The organism is Rhodopseudomonas palustris BisB18, from assembly GCF_000013745.1.
Classification (GTDB): Bacteria; Pseudomonadota; Alphaproteobacteria; order Rhizobiales; family Xanthobacteraceae; genus Rhodopseudomonas_A; species Rhodopseudomonas_A palustris_F.
In genome coordinates this window covers 1,462,501-1,478,403 of sequence record NC_007925.1, presented here as the reverse complement: position 1 = coordinate 1,478,403, position 15,903 = coordinate 1,462,501, and the positions used below count along the sequence as shown (strand labels likewise).

At 65.8% G+C, this 15,903-nt stretch carries 15 protein-coding genes; 5 read left to right on the top strand and 10 right to left on the bottom strand.

Annotation, left to right across the window (positions count from 1 at the left end; translation table 11 throughout):
• Positions 1–148: 148 nt before the first annotated feature.
• Positions 149–2,836: a hybrid sensor histidine kinase/response regulator gene (locus RPC_RS06815; protein ID WP_011471822.1), complete on the bottom strand. Its 2,688-nt coding sequence runs from the start codon at positions 2,834–2,836 to the stop codon at positions 149–151.
• Between the two features lie 327 nt (positions 2,837–3,163).
• Positions 3,164–3,673: a cupin domain-containing protein gene (locus RPC_RS06810; protein WP_011471821.1), complete on the bottom strand. Its 510-nt coding sequence runs from the start codon at positions 3,671–3,673 to the stop codon at positions 3,164–3,166.
• A 155-nt stretch (positions 3,674–3,828) separates the two neighbouring features.
• On the opposite strand from RPC_RS06810, the gene RPC_RS06805 reads away from it, so the two are divergent.
• Positions 3,829–4,044 (top strand): CsbD family protein, encoded by a 216-nt coding sequence (locus RPC_RS06805; protein WP_011471820.1) that lies wholly within the window; start codon positions 3,829–3,831, stop codon positions 4,042–4,044.
• A gap of 239 nt (positions 4,045–4,283) precedes the next feature.
• Here the strand turns inward: RPC_RS06805 and ggt are convergent, their stop codons facing one another.
• On the bottom strand, positions 4,284–5,870 hold the full coding sequence (gene ggt, locus RPC_RS06800) for a gamma-glutamyltransferase (RefSeq protein ID WP_011471819.1): 1,587 nt from the start codon (positions 5,868–5,870) through the stop codon (positions 4,284–4,286).
• A gap of 232 nt (positions 5,871–6,102) precedes the next feature.
• Between ggt and RPC_RS06795 the strand changes: the two genes are divergently transcribed.
• Entirely contained in the window at positions 6,103–6,330 is a 228-nt protein-coding gene (locus RPC_RS06795; protein WP_011471818.1) for a SlyX family protein, read from the top strand.
• Between the two features lie 261 nt (positions 6,331–6,591).
• Here RPC_RS06795 and RPC_RS06790 read toward each other — a convergent pair whose 3' ends face one another.
• Together RPC_RS06790 and RPC_RS06785 are read right to left on the bottom strand one after the other, a co-directional pair.
• Positions 6,592–8,115 (bottom strand): class I adenylate-forming enzyme family protein, encoded by a 1,524-nt coding sequence (locus tag RPC_RS06790; protein ID WP_011471817.1) that lies wholly within the window; start codon positions 8,113–8,115, stop codon positions 6,592–6,594.
• A gap of 199 nt (positions 8,116–8,314) precedes the next feature.
• Positions 8,315–8,728, bottom strand: a complete 414-nt coding sequence (locus RPC_RS06785; protein WP_011471816.1) for a DUF3775 domain-containing protein — start codon at positions 8,726–8,728, stop codon at positions 8,315–8,317.
• A gap of 275 nt (positions 8,729–9,003) precedes the next feature.
• Here RPC_RS06785 and RPC_RS06780 point away from each other — a divergent pair, with 275 nt between their 5' ends.
• Both RPC_RS06780 and RPC_RS06775 read left to right on the top strand, forming a co-directional pair.
• Positions 9,004–9,846, top strand: a complete 843-nt coding sequence (locus RPC_RS06780; protein WP_011471814.1) for a fumarylacetoacetate hydrolase family protein — start codon at positions 9,004–9,006, stop codon at positions 9,844–9,846.
• 320 nt (positions 9,847–10,166) lie between these two features.
• Entirely contained in the window at positions 10,167–10,781 is a 615-nt protein-coding gene (locus RPC_RS06775; RefSeq protein ID WP_011471813.1) for a glutathione S-transferase, read from the top strand.
• Between the two features lie 361 nt (positions 10,782–11,142).
• On the opposite strand, the gene RPC_RS06770 is transcribed toward RPC_RS06775, so the two are convergent.
• The 4 genes from RPC_RS06770 to RPC_RS06755 form a co-directional block, all read right to left on the bottom strand.
• Entirely contained in the window at positions 11,143–11,685 is a 543-nt protein-coding gene (locus RPC_RS06770; protein ID WP_011471812.1) for a methylated-DNA--[protein]-cysteine S-methyltransferase, read from the bottom strand.
• Between the two features lie 85 nt (positions 11,686–11,770).
• Positions 11,771–12,169, bottom strand: coding sequence for a type II toxin-antitoxin system VapC family toxin (locus tag RPC_RS06765; RefSeq protein WP_011471811.1), 399 nt, complete (start codon positions 12,167–12,169; stop codon positions 11,771–11,773).
• Positions 12,169–12,423, bottom strand: a complete 255-nt coding sequence (locus RPC_RS06760) for a type II toxin-antitoxin system VapB family antitoxin (protein ID WP_011471810.1) — start codon at positions 12,421–12,423, stop codon at positions 12,169–12,171. The genes RPC_RS06765 and RPC_RS06760 overlap by 1 nt, the downstream gene beginning before the upstream one ends.
• Positions 12,424–12,531: 108 nt before the next feature.
• Positions 12,532–13,632: a glycosyltransferase family 4 protein gene (locus tag RPC_RS06755; protein WP_011471809.1), complete on the bottom strand. Its 1,101-nt coding sequence runs from the start codon at positions 13,630–13,632 to the stop codon at positions 12,532–12,534.
• Between the two features lie 309 nt (positions 13,633–13,941).
• On the opposite strand from RPC_RS06755, the gene RPC_RS06750 reads away from it, so the two are divergent.
• Positions 13,942–15,222 (top strand): O-antigen ligase family protein, encoded by a 1,281-nt coding sequence (locus RPC_RS06750; RefSeq protein ID WP_157043147.1) that lies wholly within the window; start codon positions 13,942–13,944, stop codon positions 15,220–15,222.
• On the opposite strand, the gene RPC_RS06745 is transcribed toward RPC_RS06750, so the two are convergent.
• The gene (locus RPC_RS06745; protein ID WP_011471807.1) at positions 15,219–15,830 is read right to left on the bottom strand and encodes a hypothetical protein; all 612 of its coding nucleotides are present in this window, start codon (positions 15,828–15,830) and stop codon (positions 15,219–15,221) included. The two genes, RPC_RS06750 and RPC_RS06745, sit on opposite strands and share 4 nt — an antisense overlap.
• Positions 15,831–15,903: the final 73 nt, after the last annotated feature.

Here is a 15,903-nt window from a genome sequence, read left to right as displayed (position 1 = left end):
CAACAGCGATGGAAACCTGATGTGAATTGTGACGAATGTCAATATTCGTCAGTAGTCATTTTATCGCGCCGCGGAATGCTCCCGGCGCAGATCTCTGGGCGGCAATTTGCCCGAAGCGCTCCGGATCGTCTGTCTCAGCTCGCCCGGCTCAGGCGGCCGGAGAGATCGGCGGGGGCTGCTGCGTGCTGGACGGCGCCCGTCGCAGCGCGCCGCCGTCCTGCAACTCACGCTTGGCCTCCTGCAGCGCCACGTCGAGTTGCCGCCCGAGTTCGTGCAGCGCCCTGGCGGACATCTGCTCGGCGCGCCGCTCGATGGTGCGCGCGATGTTGGCAATGTCCTCGAAGCCGAGAAACTTGGCGCCGCTCTTCAGCGAATGCGCTTCGAGGCCGATTTCCCCGCGATCGCCGCCCTCGACGAACCGCCGGATCAGCTCTAGCCGCCGCTCGGTCTCGCTGATGAACATCTCGGTCATGGTCAGCACCTGGTCGTGGCCGAGTTCAACGATCAATTGCGCCAACGCGGCTTCCGGCGGCATCGGCGGATCGAGCCCGGCCGCCGCAGGGTCGGCCTGCAGCGCGCTCATCGGCTTGGCGCCGCCGCGGATCGCCCGCAGCACCGCGGCGACCAGCACCGACTTGCGCAACGGCTTGGCGATGAAGTCGGTCATGCCGGCCTCGCGACAATGCTCGACATCCTCGGCGAAGGCGTTGGCGGTCAGCGCGATGATCGGCAGCGCGGCAGCGGCGCCGCCCTGGGCGCGAATCGCGCGGGTCGCGGCGAGGCCGTCCATCCGCGGCATCCGCACGTCCATCAGCACCAGATCGTAATCGGCTTCCGCCACCGCCTGCACCGCATCGACGCCATCGGGCACGATCCTGATATCGGCGGCAAATTCCTGCAGCATCTTGCTGACCACCAGCTGGTTGGTCTTGTCGTCCTCGGCGATCAGGATGCGCAACGGTCGTCCGAGCATCGCAATGCGCAGCCGCAGGTCGTCGGCGCCGACGCGGTCGAGCCGCGGGTCCGCCACCACGACATCGCTGATCGGCAGGTTCAGGCTGAAGCGAAACGTGCTGCCGCTGCCCTGCTCCGAACTGACGTCGATCGCGCCGCCCATCTGCTCGACGATGCGCCGGCTGATCGCGAGCCCTAGCCCGGTGCCGCCGAAGCGGCGGTTGATCGAGACGTCGGCCTGGGCGAAATCGCTGAACAGTTGCCCGACGCGGTCGGTCGCGATGCCGATCCCGGTATCGGCGACCCGCCATTCCACCACCGCGCGGCCATCGGCCTGCGAGACGCAATTGGCCATGATGGTGACCCGACCGCGGTCGGTGAATTTGACGGCGTTGGAGGCGAGATTCAGCAGCACCTGGCGGATCCGCGCCATGTCGCCGTTGAGCCCCTTGGGCAGCCCTGGATCGATCGCCCGTTCGATCTCCAGGCCCTTGGCCTTGGCGCTGGAGCGGACCACCGAGCACACCGCCTCGACCAACGCCGCGGGCGAGAAATCCACCGTCTCGAACTGAAAGCGGCCGGCCTCGAGCTTGGACAGATCGAGGATGTCGTTGAGGATGCGCTGCAGATTGTCGCCGGACTCCCGGATCGTCTCCACCGCATGATGCTGTTCGGGGTCGAGGTCGGTCTCCAGCAGCATATTGGCGAGCCCGAGCACGCCGTTCATCGGGGTGCGGATCTCATGGCTCATGATCGCCAGGAATTCCGACTTGGCGCGGTTCTCCGCCTCGGCGCGCTCCGCCCGCCAGCGTTCGGTGACGTCGCGGCCGACGCCGCGGTAGCCGGCGAATTTTCCGTTGTGGTCGAAGGTCGGCTTGGCGCTCACCGACCACATCCGCGGTTGTCCGCCCGCCATGATGTGCACCACCGCGTCGTTGACCGCCTCGCGTTGCTGCATCAGCGCGATGATGCCGTCGACGGTGGCCCGCTCGCAAGGACACAGCAATTCCAACACGTCGGCCAGCGTCGCTCCGCGCAGCTGCGACAACGGCAACTGCGCGGCTTCGACGAAGCGCTCCGGGATGTCCACCAGCCGGCCGTCGGCGGCGGTCTGCCACAGCCAATCGCTGGCGTTGTCCTGATAATCCTTCAACAGCAGCGAGATGATTTCGGTCTGGTGCTCGAGCTGCAGCTTGGCGCGCAGGTTCTCCATGAACAGATGGCCGTGCGCCACCAGGTTGCGCGACAGGACGATGCCGTAGAGCAGCAGGAACACCGCGGTGATGGTGTAGCCTTCACCCTCGCAGCGAAACAGCGCCACCGCCGACGCCAGCACCATGATCCAGGTATAGGCCAGGCCGGCCCGCGGCACGGTCGACAGGCAGAACGCGCCAGCGGAGGTCATGCCGGCAACCAGGCAGGCGATGATCAGTTGATATTCCGGCCGCACGATCGGAAACAGCGCCAGCGGGACGGCACCCCACGCCGACCCCAGCAGGAACGCGTGCAACACCAGGCGCGAGATTCCGCGCGGCGACGCTTCGGTGCGCGGTCGGCTCCGCACGCGAAGCCACGAGGCCATCGCCCACGCCGCGAGGATCGCGATCAGCATCATCCAGCCGGCGAGAAAGAGGTTGGAGGCGGCATTCCAGAACACCAGCACGACCAGCGCCGCATTGGCGACGTTGATGGTCATGGTGAGCGGTGTGAGCCGCGTGACGCCGTCGATCTGCGCCGCGCGGATCCGGCGCATTTCATGCTCGCTGGGCTCATCGAGCACCGTGGCTTCGTCGCCGGCGCTGATCAGCGAACGGCCGATCGACGCAAGCCAGCGGTTGCGGCGCGACCAGTCCACCGTCAGTGTCTTGCCGAATCCGGCCATCACGCCTGTGCTCTCTCGACCGCCGGCAACCTGATCGTTGCGCTACCTGCTCCGTGCCGCGGCGGCTTGCGAGCACGGATCGAGCGACGGCCGCGCGGGGAGATCGACGTCACGCGGGCGTCACCAAACATCGCAACGGACCTTCGGTCTGCGCCCCCGATGTTGTGGCCGGGCGCCACTGCCGTTTCGTTAATTTGGCGGCCAGCAGAGTCCCTAAGGCCCCGGCATAACACCTTCATCGCCGGACCCCGAGCTAAGCAAGCCGGCGGACCGTTAACAAGCCAAAAACGCTTTGGCTAAAATGCCACGAAACGCCTGCCGGCGCCGCTACGCGGCGGGATCGGAGGGATCGCGGTGGATCGGATCCACCCACAACACCGTCTCGGGTCGCTCCACCGGTTCGATGTCGAGGTTGATCGCGATGGCTTCGCCGTCGCTGCGCACCCGCACGCATTCCAACACCTGGTCGGAGAGCGCGTTGATTTCCTGGTGCGGCACGTAAGGCGGAATGAAGATGAAGTCGCCGGGATCGGCTTCGGCGGTGAATTGCAGCCGCTCGCCCCAGCGCATCCGCGCCTTGCCCCGCACCACATAGATCACGCTTTCGAGATGGCCGTGATGATGCGCGCCGGTCTTGGCGTCGGGCTTGATCGTCACCGTGCCGGCCCAGAGCTTCTGCGCGCCGACCCGGGCGAAATCGATCGCGGCCTTGCGATCCATCCCTGCGGTCGACGGAACGTTGGGATCAAGTTGGTTGCCGGGCACCACACGGACACCATCGCGTTTCCATTTCTCGGCGTCGTGCGCGTGATCGGGGAACTCATCGGGCGCGGCCATTTTATCTCCTCTGTGATTATTTGTGACCGACCAGACGATCGTCGATGCCGCCGATGTGACGATCTGCGCCCCGCACGCTGCGAAAGCCCGCGGGAACCAATCTTTGCGCCAACCATTGTCCCCGCGAAGATCAACCAACGCAAAGGAGATTTCTCATGGGTAGCACCACCGACAAGATCAAGGGCACCGCCAACGAAGCCATCGGCAAGGCCAAGCAGGGCGTCGGCGAGGCCGTCGGCAACGACCGTCTGCAGGGCGAAGGCGCGCTGCAGGAAGCCAAGGGCCATGGCCAGAAGGCCGTCGGCGACGCCAAGGAAGCCGTCAAGGACGCCGCCGACAAGGGCGCCGACTTCGTCAACAAGAAGCTCTGATAGACTGTCAGATCGCCTATTAGTGCGATGCAGGACCGGCCGAAAGGCCGGTCTTTGCATGTCTGGAGTTGTTACTGATCGTTACAGCCTCGTGTCCCGGACGCGGAGCAGCGCCTTGCGCTGCGACGCGAGCCGGGACCGTTACGAGCGCCGTGTTACGTAACGGCCCCGGATCTGCAGTGCGCCTCGCCGCAAGTGCGACGCGACGCACCGCGTCCGGGGCACAGCTTCATCGACGATCAATAGCCCAGCGCGCAGCCGTCCTTGCGCGGATCGGAGCCGCCGGTGAGCGTGCCTTTCTCCCAATCGATCCAGACGCCCTGGCCGCCGCCGTGCGGCACCGACAGCCCGGCGATGTCGTGGCCGATCTTGCGCAGGCCATCGACGACATCGGCCGGCACGCCGTCTTCCAACTGATAGACGCCCTCGTAATGCAGCCCGCGCGGCAGGTCGATCGCCTGCTGCATGTCGAGCCCGAAGTCGAGCATGTTGGTCAGCACGTGGACCTGGCCGACCGGCTGATACTGTCCGCCCATCACGCCGAACGACAATTTGGCGCGGCCGTTTTCGGTGGCCAGACTCGGAATGATGGTGTGCAGCGGCCGCTTGCCGGGCGCGATGCAGTTCGGATGGCCGGGCTGCACGCGGAAGCCGGCGCCGCGGTTCTGCAGCAGCACGCCGGTCTTTTCCGAGATGATCGCCGAGCCGAACGAATGCGCGATCGAATTGATGAACGAGCAGACGTTGCGATCCTGATCGACCACGGTGATGTACACCGTCGACGGATTCATCGGCGGCGAGACCTTCGGCAGATCGAGCAGCCGGTCCATCTTAATCTGGCTGCCATATTCGGCGGCGAATTCGCGCGACAGAATCCGGATCACGTCGACGTCGACATGGCCGGGATCGCCGATGTGCTGTTCGCGCATCAGATAGGCGATCCGCGCCGCTTCAGCTTCGAGATGAAAACGCTCGACGCTGAGCGGGGCGTATTTGCTGAGATCGAACAGGCTGAGCACGTTGAGCATCACCAGCATGGTGATGCCGGGGCCGTTCGGCGGGCACTGCCAGACGTCGTGGCCCTTGTAGCTGGTGCTGATCGGCGTGGTGGTCTCGGTCGCGTGGGTCGCGAAATCTTCCAGCGTATGCAGCCCGCCGAGCCCGCGCAGCGTCGCCACCATGTCTTCGGCGACCGCGCCCTTGTAAAAACCGTCTGGGCCGAGCTTGGCGATCAGCCGCAGCGTCTCGGCCAATTCCGGCTGCCGGATCACGTCGCCGGTCACCGCGGCCTCACCGCGCGGCAGCAGATAGCGCGCGGTGTTGACGCCCTTCTTCAGCTTGGCAAAGCCGTTGGCCCAGTCGAAGGCGATGCGCGGCGCCACCACATAGCCGTCGTCGGCGGCCTTGATCGCCGGCTGCAACAGGGTGTCGAGCCCGAACCGGCCGTGATCGCGCAAGATCGTCGCCCAGGCGTCGATCGCGCCGGGAATCGTCACCGCGTGCGGGCTGGTCAGCGGAATGGCGTTGATGCCTTGCTCGACGAACCATTCGGCGTGCGCGGCCTGCGGCGCCCGGCCGGAGCCGTTATAGGAGACGATCGAGCCTTGCCCACCGGGCTGATACAGCGCGAAACAGTCGCCGCCGATGCCGGTGGATTGCGGCTCGATCACCGCGAGCAGCGCGCTGGCCGCGATCGCGGCATCCGCGGCATTGCCTCCGGCGCGCAGCGTCTCGATCGCCGCCAGCGAGGCCTGCGGATGCGAGGTCGCCACCATGGCGTTGCGGGCATGGACCGTGGAGCGGCCGGCGAACTGGAAATTCCTCATTCCTTGAATCTCTCTTCTCGTTGGCGGCGCGCACGGCCGACGGCGGTCTTCATGACATATCCTGCAGCATCAGGGCAAATGCGCGCACCGCGTGCAGGAGCGCATGATCCGGACAAGGCAGTCCGGTGTTCGGCAAACATCATGCGCCCGCAAAAGCGAGCGCCCGCGCGGGTTTCGCGGGCCGTGCCGCGCTGCTACAGCATCTGCACGTCACCGACGACAGAGAGCTCCGATGCCTGACCACAGCCCTGCCACCACGTCACTCAGCGAACGGATCGACGCGCTGGAAATCCGCATCGCCTATCAGGACGAGACCATCGAGACGCTGAACGCCACGATCACCGCGCAGTGGCAGCAGCTCGACGCGCTGACCCGGCAGGTGAAATCGCTCGGCGACCGGCTGCAGGAGGCCGAGGCCAACGCGCCGGCGCCGAGCAACGAGCCGCCGCCGCATTATTGAGGGCATGGCTAGAGCTCCGTCACCGTTCTGAGTCTGACAGGAATCGACCCGGGCCTTCAGCCCCCACGGCCTATCGAAAACCAGCGACCTCTCCGCGTCATGGCCGGGCTTGTCCCGGCCATCTACGGACACAGGCCAGGCGTCGCTCGTGGGCGTGGATGGCCGGGACAAGCCCGGCCATGACGTGTTGAGCGAGGTGCCTGATCGGATTTGCAGCATTTCCAGCCGGACGCTGCTGCCTCAGCGCATGCGGAGCTCCCCTCACTGCGCCGCTTGCCGCAGGTCGCGCAATTCGCGCTTCAACACCTTGCCGATCGCGCTGCGCGGCAAGCTTTCCACCACGACGAGATCGTTGAGCCGCTGGGTCTTGCCGACCCGAGCGTTGGTCCAGGCCTTCAACGCAGCGACATCGAGCGACGCGTCGGCCCGCAGCACCACGAACGCCACCGGGGTCTCGCCCCATTCCTCCGACGGCATGCCGACCACCGCCACCTCGACGACGTCGGGATGCGCGGCGAGCACGCCCTCGATGTCGCTGGGATAGATGTTGAAGCCGCCGGAAATGATCATGTCCTTCTTGCGGTCCATCAGGGTGAGGAAGCCGTCGTCGTCGAACCGGCCGATGTCGCCGGTGCGCACGAAGCGGTTGCCCTCGGCGTCGTGCCAGAAGGTCTCGGCGGTCTTGCCCGGCTGGTTGAGATAACCCTGCATCATCACCGGCGAGCGGCCGACGATCTCGCCGATCTGCCCGACCGCGACCTGCCGCCCTTCCTCGTCGATCAGCCGCACTTCGTGGCCGGGCATCGGCCGGCCAACGGTGGCGAGCTTGTCGGGATGCTCGTGCGCGAGCAGCGCGCAGGAGCCGCCGCCTTCGGTCATGCCGTAATATTCGACCAGCCCGCCGGGCCAGCGCTTCAGGATGTCGGCCTTGAGCTCGGCCGCGAACGGCGCCGAGGTGCAGAACTTCATCTTGTAGGACGACAGATCGAAGCGGTCGAAATCCGGCAGCGCCATGATGCGGCGATACTGCACCGGCACCAGCATGGTGAAGGAGACGCGATGCGTCTCGCTCAATTCCAAGAAGCCGCGGGCGTCGAATTTCTTCATCAGGACGAGGCCGCCGCCGCCGGCCAGGGTCGGGTTGAAGCACACCAGCGTGGTGTTGGAATAAAGCGGCGTCGACAACAGCGTCACGGCGTCGGGGCCGAAGCCGAGCGGATCGATCTGGCCGTATTGCCGCCAGCGCAGCTCGTGGGTGTGCACGATGCCTTTGGGTGTTCCTGTGGTGCCGGAGGAATAGATGATGTTGAAGATCCACTCCGGATCGATGGTGATGGGCTTGGGCTTGCTGCCGGGCGCGGCGCACCAGGCGCTGAACGGCCGGCCCCAGCCGGCGTCATCGAACGACACTTGCAGCGCCGCCTGCGCGGCGTCGCCCATCGCAGCTATGGTGGTCGCATCCATGAACAGGATCTTGGCGCCGGAATCCTCGAGCATCGCCGCGAAATCCCGCGGCAAGGACGACGGCGCCAACGGTGCCACCGCGACGCCGGCGCGCAGCGCACCGAGGAACGTCACGACATATTCGATCGAACTCAGCGCGCAGATCGCGATCACGTCGCGCGGCTGCAAGCCGTCGGCCTGCAAGGACGCTGCGACGCGGTCGATCAGGTCGTCGAATTCGGCGTAGTTGATCGTGCGGTCGCCATCGATCACCGCGCTGCGCTGCGGCGCCTCGGCGGCGGTTTGGCGGACCAGCGCGTCGAGGCTGATGAACTCCGGCATAATGTCTCGCTCCCGTTTCTTGTTGGGTGATGCCGCGCTCTTCGGCGCGTGCGGGCATTATACGCAAAGCGCCCCCGAGGGCGAGGCCCACGAAGGCGCAATCGGGATTTGCTGATGGGATCGCACCGCCTGCCGCCGCGGATTTCCTCGGCGCGGAATAGCCCGGCCGCGGCGCGCGGCGCGCGGCGCGTGGCGCGGCTCAACGCACCGGGGTGGTGCGCTCGTCGTTCCAGGTCAGGCCGAAGGCATCGAGTCCCTCGGCGAGAAAGTCGCTGAGCAGCGGCTCGCCGAGCAGATAGCTCGCGGTGCGGTTGTTGCGGCCGTCGGCGGCCTCGCGGCGCAGATCGTCCCATTCCTCGATGGTGCCGTCGCCGCGGCCGAGCCGCATCAACGCCACCAGATCGATCTGCTCGTCCTCGCTCATCGCATTGATGAAGGAGGTGATCTCACGCACCACCGGATCGCCGCCGTCGTCTTCCAGCACGTCGACCATGTTGTCGTCGGCGCCGTTGGAGCCGGAATCCGGATCGGAATTGTCTTCCTTGACATCGAACTCGCGCGCCTTTTCGATCAGAAAGCCGACCTGTTCGGTCGAAATCGATAGTTCTGGCATCGGGCCCTCCTCGCCTGTCGTTGCGGATCTTGAGCTCGGCTAACGCGCGCCGTCGCGAGTTGATCCCTGGCGCAGCGCCGGCCGACCGCCGGTTTCGCTGCATCGCGGTGCAGTGAACATGGGATCGGGGCAACGCCCGGCAAGGTGGCGGCCGGCACAAACATCGCGGCGATGGGCGCGGCGGCGCCTGGCGTGACGGCATTTAGTCCGCGGTTGAATTTCCCGCGGCCCTGCGTCATGAAGTTGATAAGCGGTATCTGGAGAGGAAACGGATCATGAAACTTGTGCGATTTGGCACGCTCGGCCAGGAGAAGCCCGGACTGATCGACGGCTCCGGCCAATTGCGGGATCTGTCGGCGCATCTGCCCGACCTCGCCGGCGACGCCTTTGCGCCGTCATCGCTGGCCAAGCTCGCGAAGCTCGACGTCGAAAGCCTGCCGATGGTCTCCGGCCAGCCGCGGATCGGCGCGCCGGTCGGCGGATCGCCGAAATTCATCGCCATCGGCCTGAACTATGCCGACCACGCAGCTGAAGCCGGGATGGCGATCCCGTCGGAGCCGGTGGTGTTCACCAAGGCCAACAGCTCGCTGTGCGGCCCCAACGACGCGGTGGAAAAGCCGCGCGGCTCGACCAAGCTCGATTGGGAGGTCGAACTCGCCGTGGTGATCGGCACGCGCGCCAAATATGTCAGCGAGGCCGAGGCGCTTGATTATGTCGCCGGCTACGCGGTGTGCAACGACGTCTCCGAGCGCGCCTTCCAGCTGGAGCGGCTCGGGCAATGGACCAAGGGCAAATCGCACGACACCTTCGGCCCGCTGGGGCCATGGCTGGTGACCAAGGACGAGATCGCCGACGTGCACAGCCTGCCAATGTGGCTCGACGTCAATGGTGAGCGCTGCCAGACCGGCTCGACGGCGACCATGATTTTCAACGTGCCGAAGATCGTCTCCTATCTGTCGGAAATCATGACGCTCAACCCCGGCGACATCATCACCACCGGCACCCCGCCCGGCGTCGGCATGGGCATGAAGCCGCCGAAATTCCTGCAGGTCGGCGACGTGGTGACGCTCGGTATCGAAGGCCTCGGCGAACAGCGCCAGGAGATCGTCGCGGCGTGATCCACAGGGCGGCTAACGTGGTCGTTTGCTGCTGATTGCCCGCTAGCGTGATCAACCAAACACCGCCGTCATCCTGAGGAGCCCGGCTGAGCGCAGCGAAGCCGGGCGTCTCGAAGGATGGCCGCGGGCAGTGAGGCGACCGCAACGCCTCGCAGCCGCATCCTTCGAGGCTCGCCGCTATCGCGGCTTCGCACCTCAGGATGACGACTCAGAGGATGGACACGCGGCGAAAGCTTCGGCATCTTTCACAGCGCGCGTTAAGCCGCGCGCCATCGCCGTAGCGCCGTTCGGCAGATCTCTCTTCGCCAAGGACCTTTTCGATGAAACTCGTGTTCTCACCCACCTCGCCGTTCGCGCGCAAGGTTCGCATCGTCGCGATCGAGCTCGGCCTGATCGACGGCATCGCATTCGTTCCGGCCAAGGTGGTGCCGGGCGAGCCGAACGACGACTATGTGCACACCGTCAACCCGCTGAAGAAGCTGCCGGCGCTGATCCTCGAGACTGGCGAGGTGCTGGTCGACTCCTATGTGATCGCCGAATATCTCGACGAACTTGCCGGCGGAAAGCTCGTCCCGGCGTCCGGCCCGGAACGCTGGCGGGTGAAGAGCGATCACTCGCTCATTCAAGGCATGCTGGATTCGATGCTGCTGTGCCGCTACGAGAAATTCGTGCGGCCGCAGCCGCTGCAATGGCAGGCCTGGTACGATGATCAATGGACTCGGGTGTGGAACGGCTTGGCGCGCTTCGAGCAGCACGACGAAACATTGTCGGCGCCGCTCGACCTCGCGCAGATCGCGCTCGTCTGCGTGCTCGGCTATGCCGACCTGCGGTTTGCGGATTGCAATTGGCGCCAGGCGTTTCCCAAGCTCGACGCGTTTCACGAACGGATGCTGACGCGTCCCTCGGTGCAGATTTCGCAGCCGCCCAAGGCTTGATTGCCCCGTCATCCTGAGGCGTGATTGCCCCGTCATCCTGAGGCGCTCGCCCTCTTGGGCGAGCCTCGAAGGATGCCGCGCCACGCAACAGCAGCCATCCTGCGAGATGCCCGGCTTCGTCCTTCGGACTTCGCCGGACTGCTCAGGAGCTGACCAAAGAAGAGCGTTCAATGAAATCAGGCATTAAACACGGCATTGCGAGGAGCTCCTGCGACGAAACAATCCAGGGCCACGCATGAGGCCCCTGGATTGCTTCGCTTTCGGCCGGCGCTAAGCGCCGGCCTCGGCTCGCAATAACGAAATCCCTGATTTTGCTCGCTGCTTTTTCGGTCGGACATCAGGATGACGCAACGCGCATTCGTCAATCGAACAGCGACGGCGTGTAGTTGACGCGGGCGCCTTCGATCGACAGCAGCTTCAGCTTGGTGGCGACGCCGCCGTTGGCCGAGAAGCCGCCCGGCTTGTCGCCGGCCGCCAGCACGCGATGGCACGGCACGATGATCGGACAGGGATTGCGGCCGAGCGCCTGGCCGACCTCGCGCGACAGTGCGACGTCGCCGAGACGTTTGGCGATATCGCCATAGCTCAAGGTGTTGCCGGGCGGGATCGCGCGCGCGATCGCATAGACGCGGCGCTGGAATTCCGACACTTCGGCCTGGTCCAGCGCGATATCGGACAGATCGACTGACCGGCCTGCGAGCAGCGCGACGATGCGGTCGATCGCGCGGCCCACCTGAGTCGGCGGCGCGGCCTCGTTCAACCCGGGATAGCGTTGATCGATCCGCGCCCTTGTCTGCTCCTCGGTGTGCTGCGGCAACTGCACCGCGACGATGCCCTGCGCGCTCCAGACGACGCCGCAGCGGCCGATCGCAGTGTCGAACAGCGTGAAACCTGACGGGGTCATGATCCCAGGCTAAGCCGCGGCCTCGGTTTGCGCCAGCGCCATCGTCGGCGTACGGACCCAACCAGGCATATCCAACTACGTCCCACTATTGCTCCGCACTGCGTCGATTGATGTCGGTCTGTGCAAAGTCCTCGCCCTTGAACAACAGCGGCTCGCCGCGCGTCACCGCCAGCGCGTAGGAAAAGCAGTCGCCGTAGTTCAGCGCGGCGGCGTGATGCCCCTTGCCGTAGCGCCGCCAGGCGCGCCGCGCCGCATCGGCCTGTTCGGCGTCGCCAGCGACGATCTCCGCGCCGATCTTGAGCAGCCGAAGGTCGAACTCGCGCCCGCCCGTCTCACCCAGCCGCGTCTCCAGCACCATCGTCGCTTCGACGACGGTTGCCGCGGAGATCAGCCGAACCGGGTCATCGGCAATCCGTATCTCGATGTCCGAGGCATCGGCCTCATTGAGCGCAATCGCCACGATCGCGGACGTGTCGATCACCATCAGCGTGGCAATCCATGCGCGTCATATCCGAGAATCTCTTCCGGCGTACGATCGTCCACGACCGGCAATTCGCTCCAGCGCCGTCGGATGTCGGCCATCTCCTGCAACAGCGCGGATTTGCGCGACGGGCCGGCAAGCCGGCTCAGCCGCTGCTCGATGGCGCGTTTGGTTGCCGTGGTGATGTTCTCGCCGGTGAGCCGCGCCAGAGTCCTGGCCAACCGCTCGGTTTCCGGGTCTTTGATGCTGAGAGCCATCGCGGGTTCCTCGGTTCCTGTTGAGGTTACTTCTACCTATCCAGGATGCAAGCCCGTTGGCCCAAGGTTTCGCGCTGGGCCGTGTTGGCCGACGGCAAGCCCGGACGCCTAGCCGGCGCGCGGGGCCTGAGCTTCGACCTTGTCGGCAATGGTGGTCAGCCAATCGCCGCGGACCTGCTGCAGCCGCGCCGATTCGGCTTCCGCGGCCTGCCGGAACGCCGGCAGCTGCCCGAGGACCTCGCCGATCGCGCGCACCAAAGCCGCCGTCTCAAACGGTTCGGGCAGCACGATTCCGGCGCGGCAGCGCGCGATCTCCGGCGCGTAGCCGCAGACCCCCGACACGATGACCGGCGTGCCGGCGAGCAAAGCCTCGCCGAGTACGACGCCGGCGGCTTCCTCGCGCGCCGGATGCAGGAACACGTCGGCAGCCGACAGCAGATCCACCACGTCGGCGCCATAAGGCAGCACCCGCACCCGGTCTTGCAACCCGAGTTGCGCAACCCGCGGTTCGATCCAGCGATCGGAAGACCCCGCCAAGATCAATTGCAGCTTGGGATGCGCCGCCAGCGCTTCGAGCGCGCGGTCGAACCCCTTGCGTTTGGCCGGAATCCCGATGCACAGCGCGACCACGGCGTCGCCCGCCAAGCCGAGCCGCGCGCGAATCTCCGCTTTGTCGTCGCGTGCTGCGACGGCGACGTAGCGCTCCTCGTGCAGGATCAGCGGCAGGATGGTCGCGCGGGCGGGATCCAAGCGGTACGCCGCGCGATACTCGTCGCGCTGCCGGGCGGTGAGAAAGAAGATGTGTGACTTCGCGGTGACGTCGAACAGGCCGCGCTCCAACGCCAGCATGGCACGTCGGCGCGGCAACAACCACGAGGTCAGGCCGGAATAGCGCAGCGTGTAGCTCGGATCCGCGGCGAAGAAGACATCCGCGCCGGGCACCCGATCGAACGCCAACAGCGCATCGCCAGCCGCGGCGGCGTGATGGGCGCGGACCGCGGCGGCGAACGACGTGGTGCGCGCATGATTGCTGGCGCCCTTGATCGGCAGTACCAGAACTTGGACCTGCTGCTCCGGCGCGGCGGGCGCCGAGCTCGTCAGCACGGTCACCGCATGGCCACGCGCTGCCAAAAAGCGCGCCACGGCGAGACTGTCGCGTTCCTTGCCGCCGAGCTTATCGAGCTGGAAAACAGCTAGCGTAACCCGCATCGGACCTCTCGGGGCAGCAAAATCGTGGGTTGCACTAGCATCGGATCCTCGCGGAGTCCACGCGACCGAGCGCCATCTCGCCGCCCGACTTGGCGCGTAGGCGAGCGACTTGACGGGTTTTTAACGACCGATTTACTAAAATGTCGTCTCCAGCGGGCATTGCTTGCGAGCTGCAGAAGAGGGGCTTTGGTGTTCAGCGTTGCGACGAAGCTATGGAATCGCGCCGGGCAATTACAGCTGGTTTCCGATCAAGCGGCTTGGCTGGTCATCGCCTGCGTTCCGCTGATCGGGGTATTTTCGTTCCGGTGGATGAATATCGCCGACGTCGCGGTCGGGATCTTGGTGGTGACCGGCAGCATCCTGGCGCTGCGCAATCCTCGGCTGTTGCTGCAGCCGCCGCTGCTGCTGGGCTTGGCCTGGATGCTGTTCGTGGCATTGTCAGCCGGCTATGCGACGTGGTCCGGCAGTCCGGGAAATCAGTTCCGAGCCTGGTCGAAGCATATCCCGATCGCGTTGGGACCGCTGGTCGCCGTCGGGCTGATCGCGGCCTGTCGCCAGCTGCGCGTGCCGAGCGATCGGCTGGTGGCGCTGCTGCTCGCCGGCGTGCTGTTCGGCGCGCTGGTTCTGTTGGTGCGCAACGACGCGCTCGGCGCCATCCTCGAAGCGCGCGCGATCGAGGCCACGCTTGGCGAACTCAACCGCAATCTGGCAACGTTGTGCTGCGGGCTGTGCATCATCGCCACCATCACTCTGGTGCACTACTTCTTGTTCGATCGACGGGTTCGAACCCGGATCACCGCGGTGGCGGCGGTCGCGCTGATTCCGCTGCTGATCGCATTGTTCGATCTGTTGGTGCTGCTGCGCGGCCGCGGCGGCTACGTCGCGACCGCGATGGCCTTGACGGCCTGGCTGTTCGCCCTCGCCGGTCCAACCTGGTACCGGCGGAAGCGCGATTGGTCGACGCAGCTGTGGCTCGCAGGCGCGGTGATCGGCGCGGCGGCGGTGCTGTTCGGCGCCTACCAGGCCATGATCATCAGCGGCCGAGCCGTGGTGAGAGGATCGCTCGGCGAGACGTTGCGGATTATGGGTCAGCTTGTCGTCGGCACGGTGAATTCCAGCTATCCGCCGCTGCAGACGGCGGAGGAACGCCTGCAACTCGCCGCGGTCGGCATCGATCTTTTCCGACAGCGTCCGTTGCTCGGTTGGGGACCCGACGTCTGGCTGTTGCCGAGCCTGTATTCGCCGTTTCCCGGCGTACAGGGCGTCAACCAGTTTCACGACGGCTATCTGCAGTTTCTGGTCAATTTCGGCCTCTCGGGTGCGCTGCTGATGCTGGCGCTGCTGGTCGTGCTGGTTCGCTCGGCGCTGCGAAAGACGCCGCCGGGGGCCGAGCCGATGTCGCCCGCGCTGTTTGCCGGCAGCGTCGCGCTGTTGGTCTATCTGCTCGTCGTCAACGTCACCGAAAGCGTATTGCACGTCAAATGCGCGGCGATGATCGCCATGATGCTCGCCGCGCTGCCGTGCGTCCAACCATCGGCGGCGCTCTCGAGCCCGGCGACCGCCGCGCCGGAGCCGAAGCGCAAGCTCTAATCGCTCTGCTGCAGCACCGCGGTGAGCTTGTCGTAAGACCTGGCGACCACGTCGATATTGGCCTTGTTCTCGATCGTCGGCGCCGGCGTCTTCAACGCCGCGTTAAGTTCGCCGAGCACTTCCTTTTTCTCCTTGGCGGGGATCTTCTTGTCGGCCCGCACCGCGGCGATCTGCGATTTCAGCACCGCTTCAGCCCCGACATAGCTCTTGCTCTGCGGATCGAAGCCGGCCAGCACCAGGCCAATATTGTCGACGACGTCGTTATACTCGGCGTAGCCGGCAAAGCCGTGCTTCTTGGCGACCTCCTCGAATTGCGCGTCGATGTTCGCCTCCGGCTTGGCGGCGGGCTTGTCCGGCAGCTTGGCGGCGATCGCATCCATCTCGGGTTGCGCCGCCAACAGCTGCTCGATCTGTTTGTCGGTGAGCGCGATCTGCTTGATCTGCGGTGACTCGGCTGGTTGTGCGGCGGGCGCGCCCTGCTTGGCGGCGGCCTTCGGCTGCTGCGCGAGCGCGCTACCTGCCGGCCCCATGGTGAGCGCCAGGGCAAAGCACAGCGATAGGCAACCGGCGGAAATGATCGCGACCATCGGGCGACTCGATGCGGGCATGAGGATCTCCTTGGCTTGGTTTGGCGGAATCCGCTGGGCTTGGGTCTGACAAGGGCAAGGCTCGGTTCAGCCC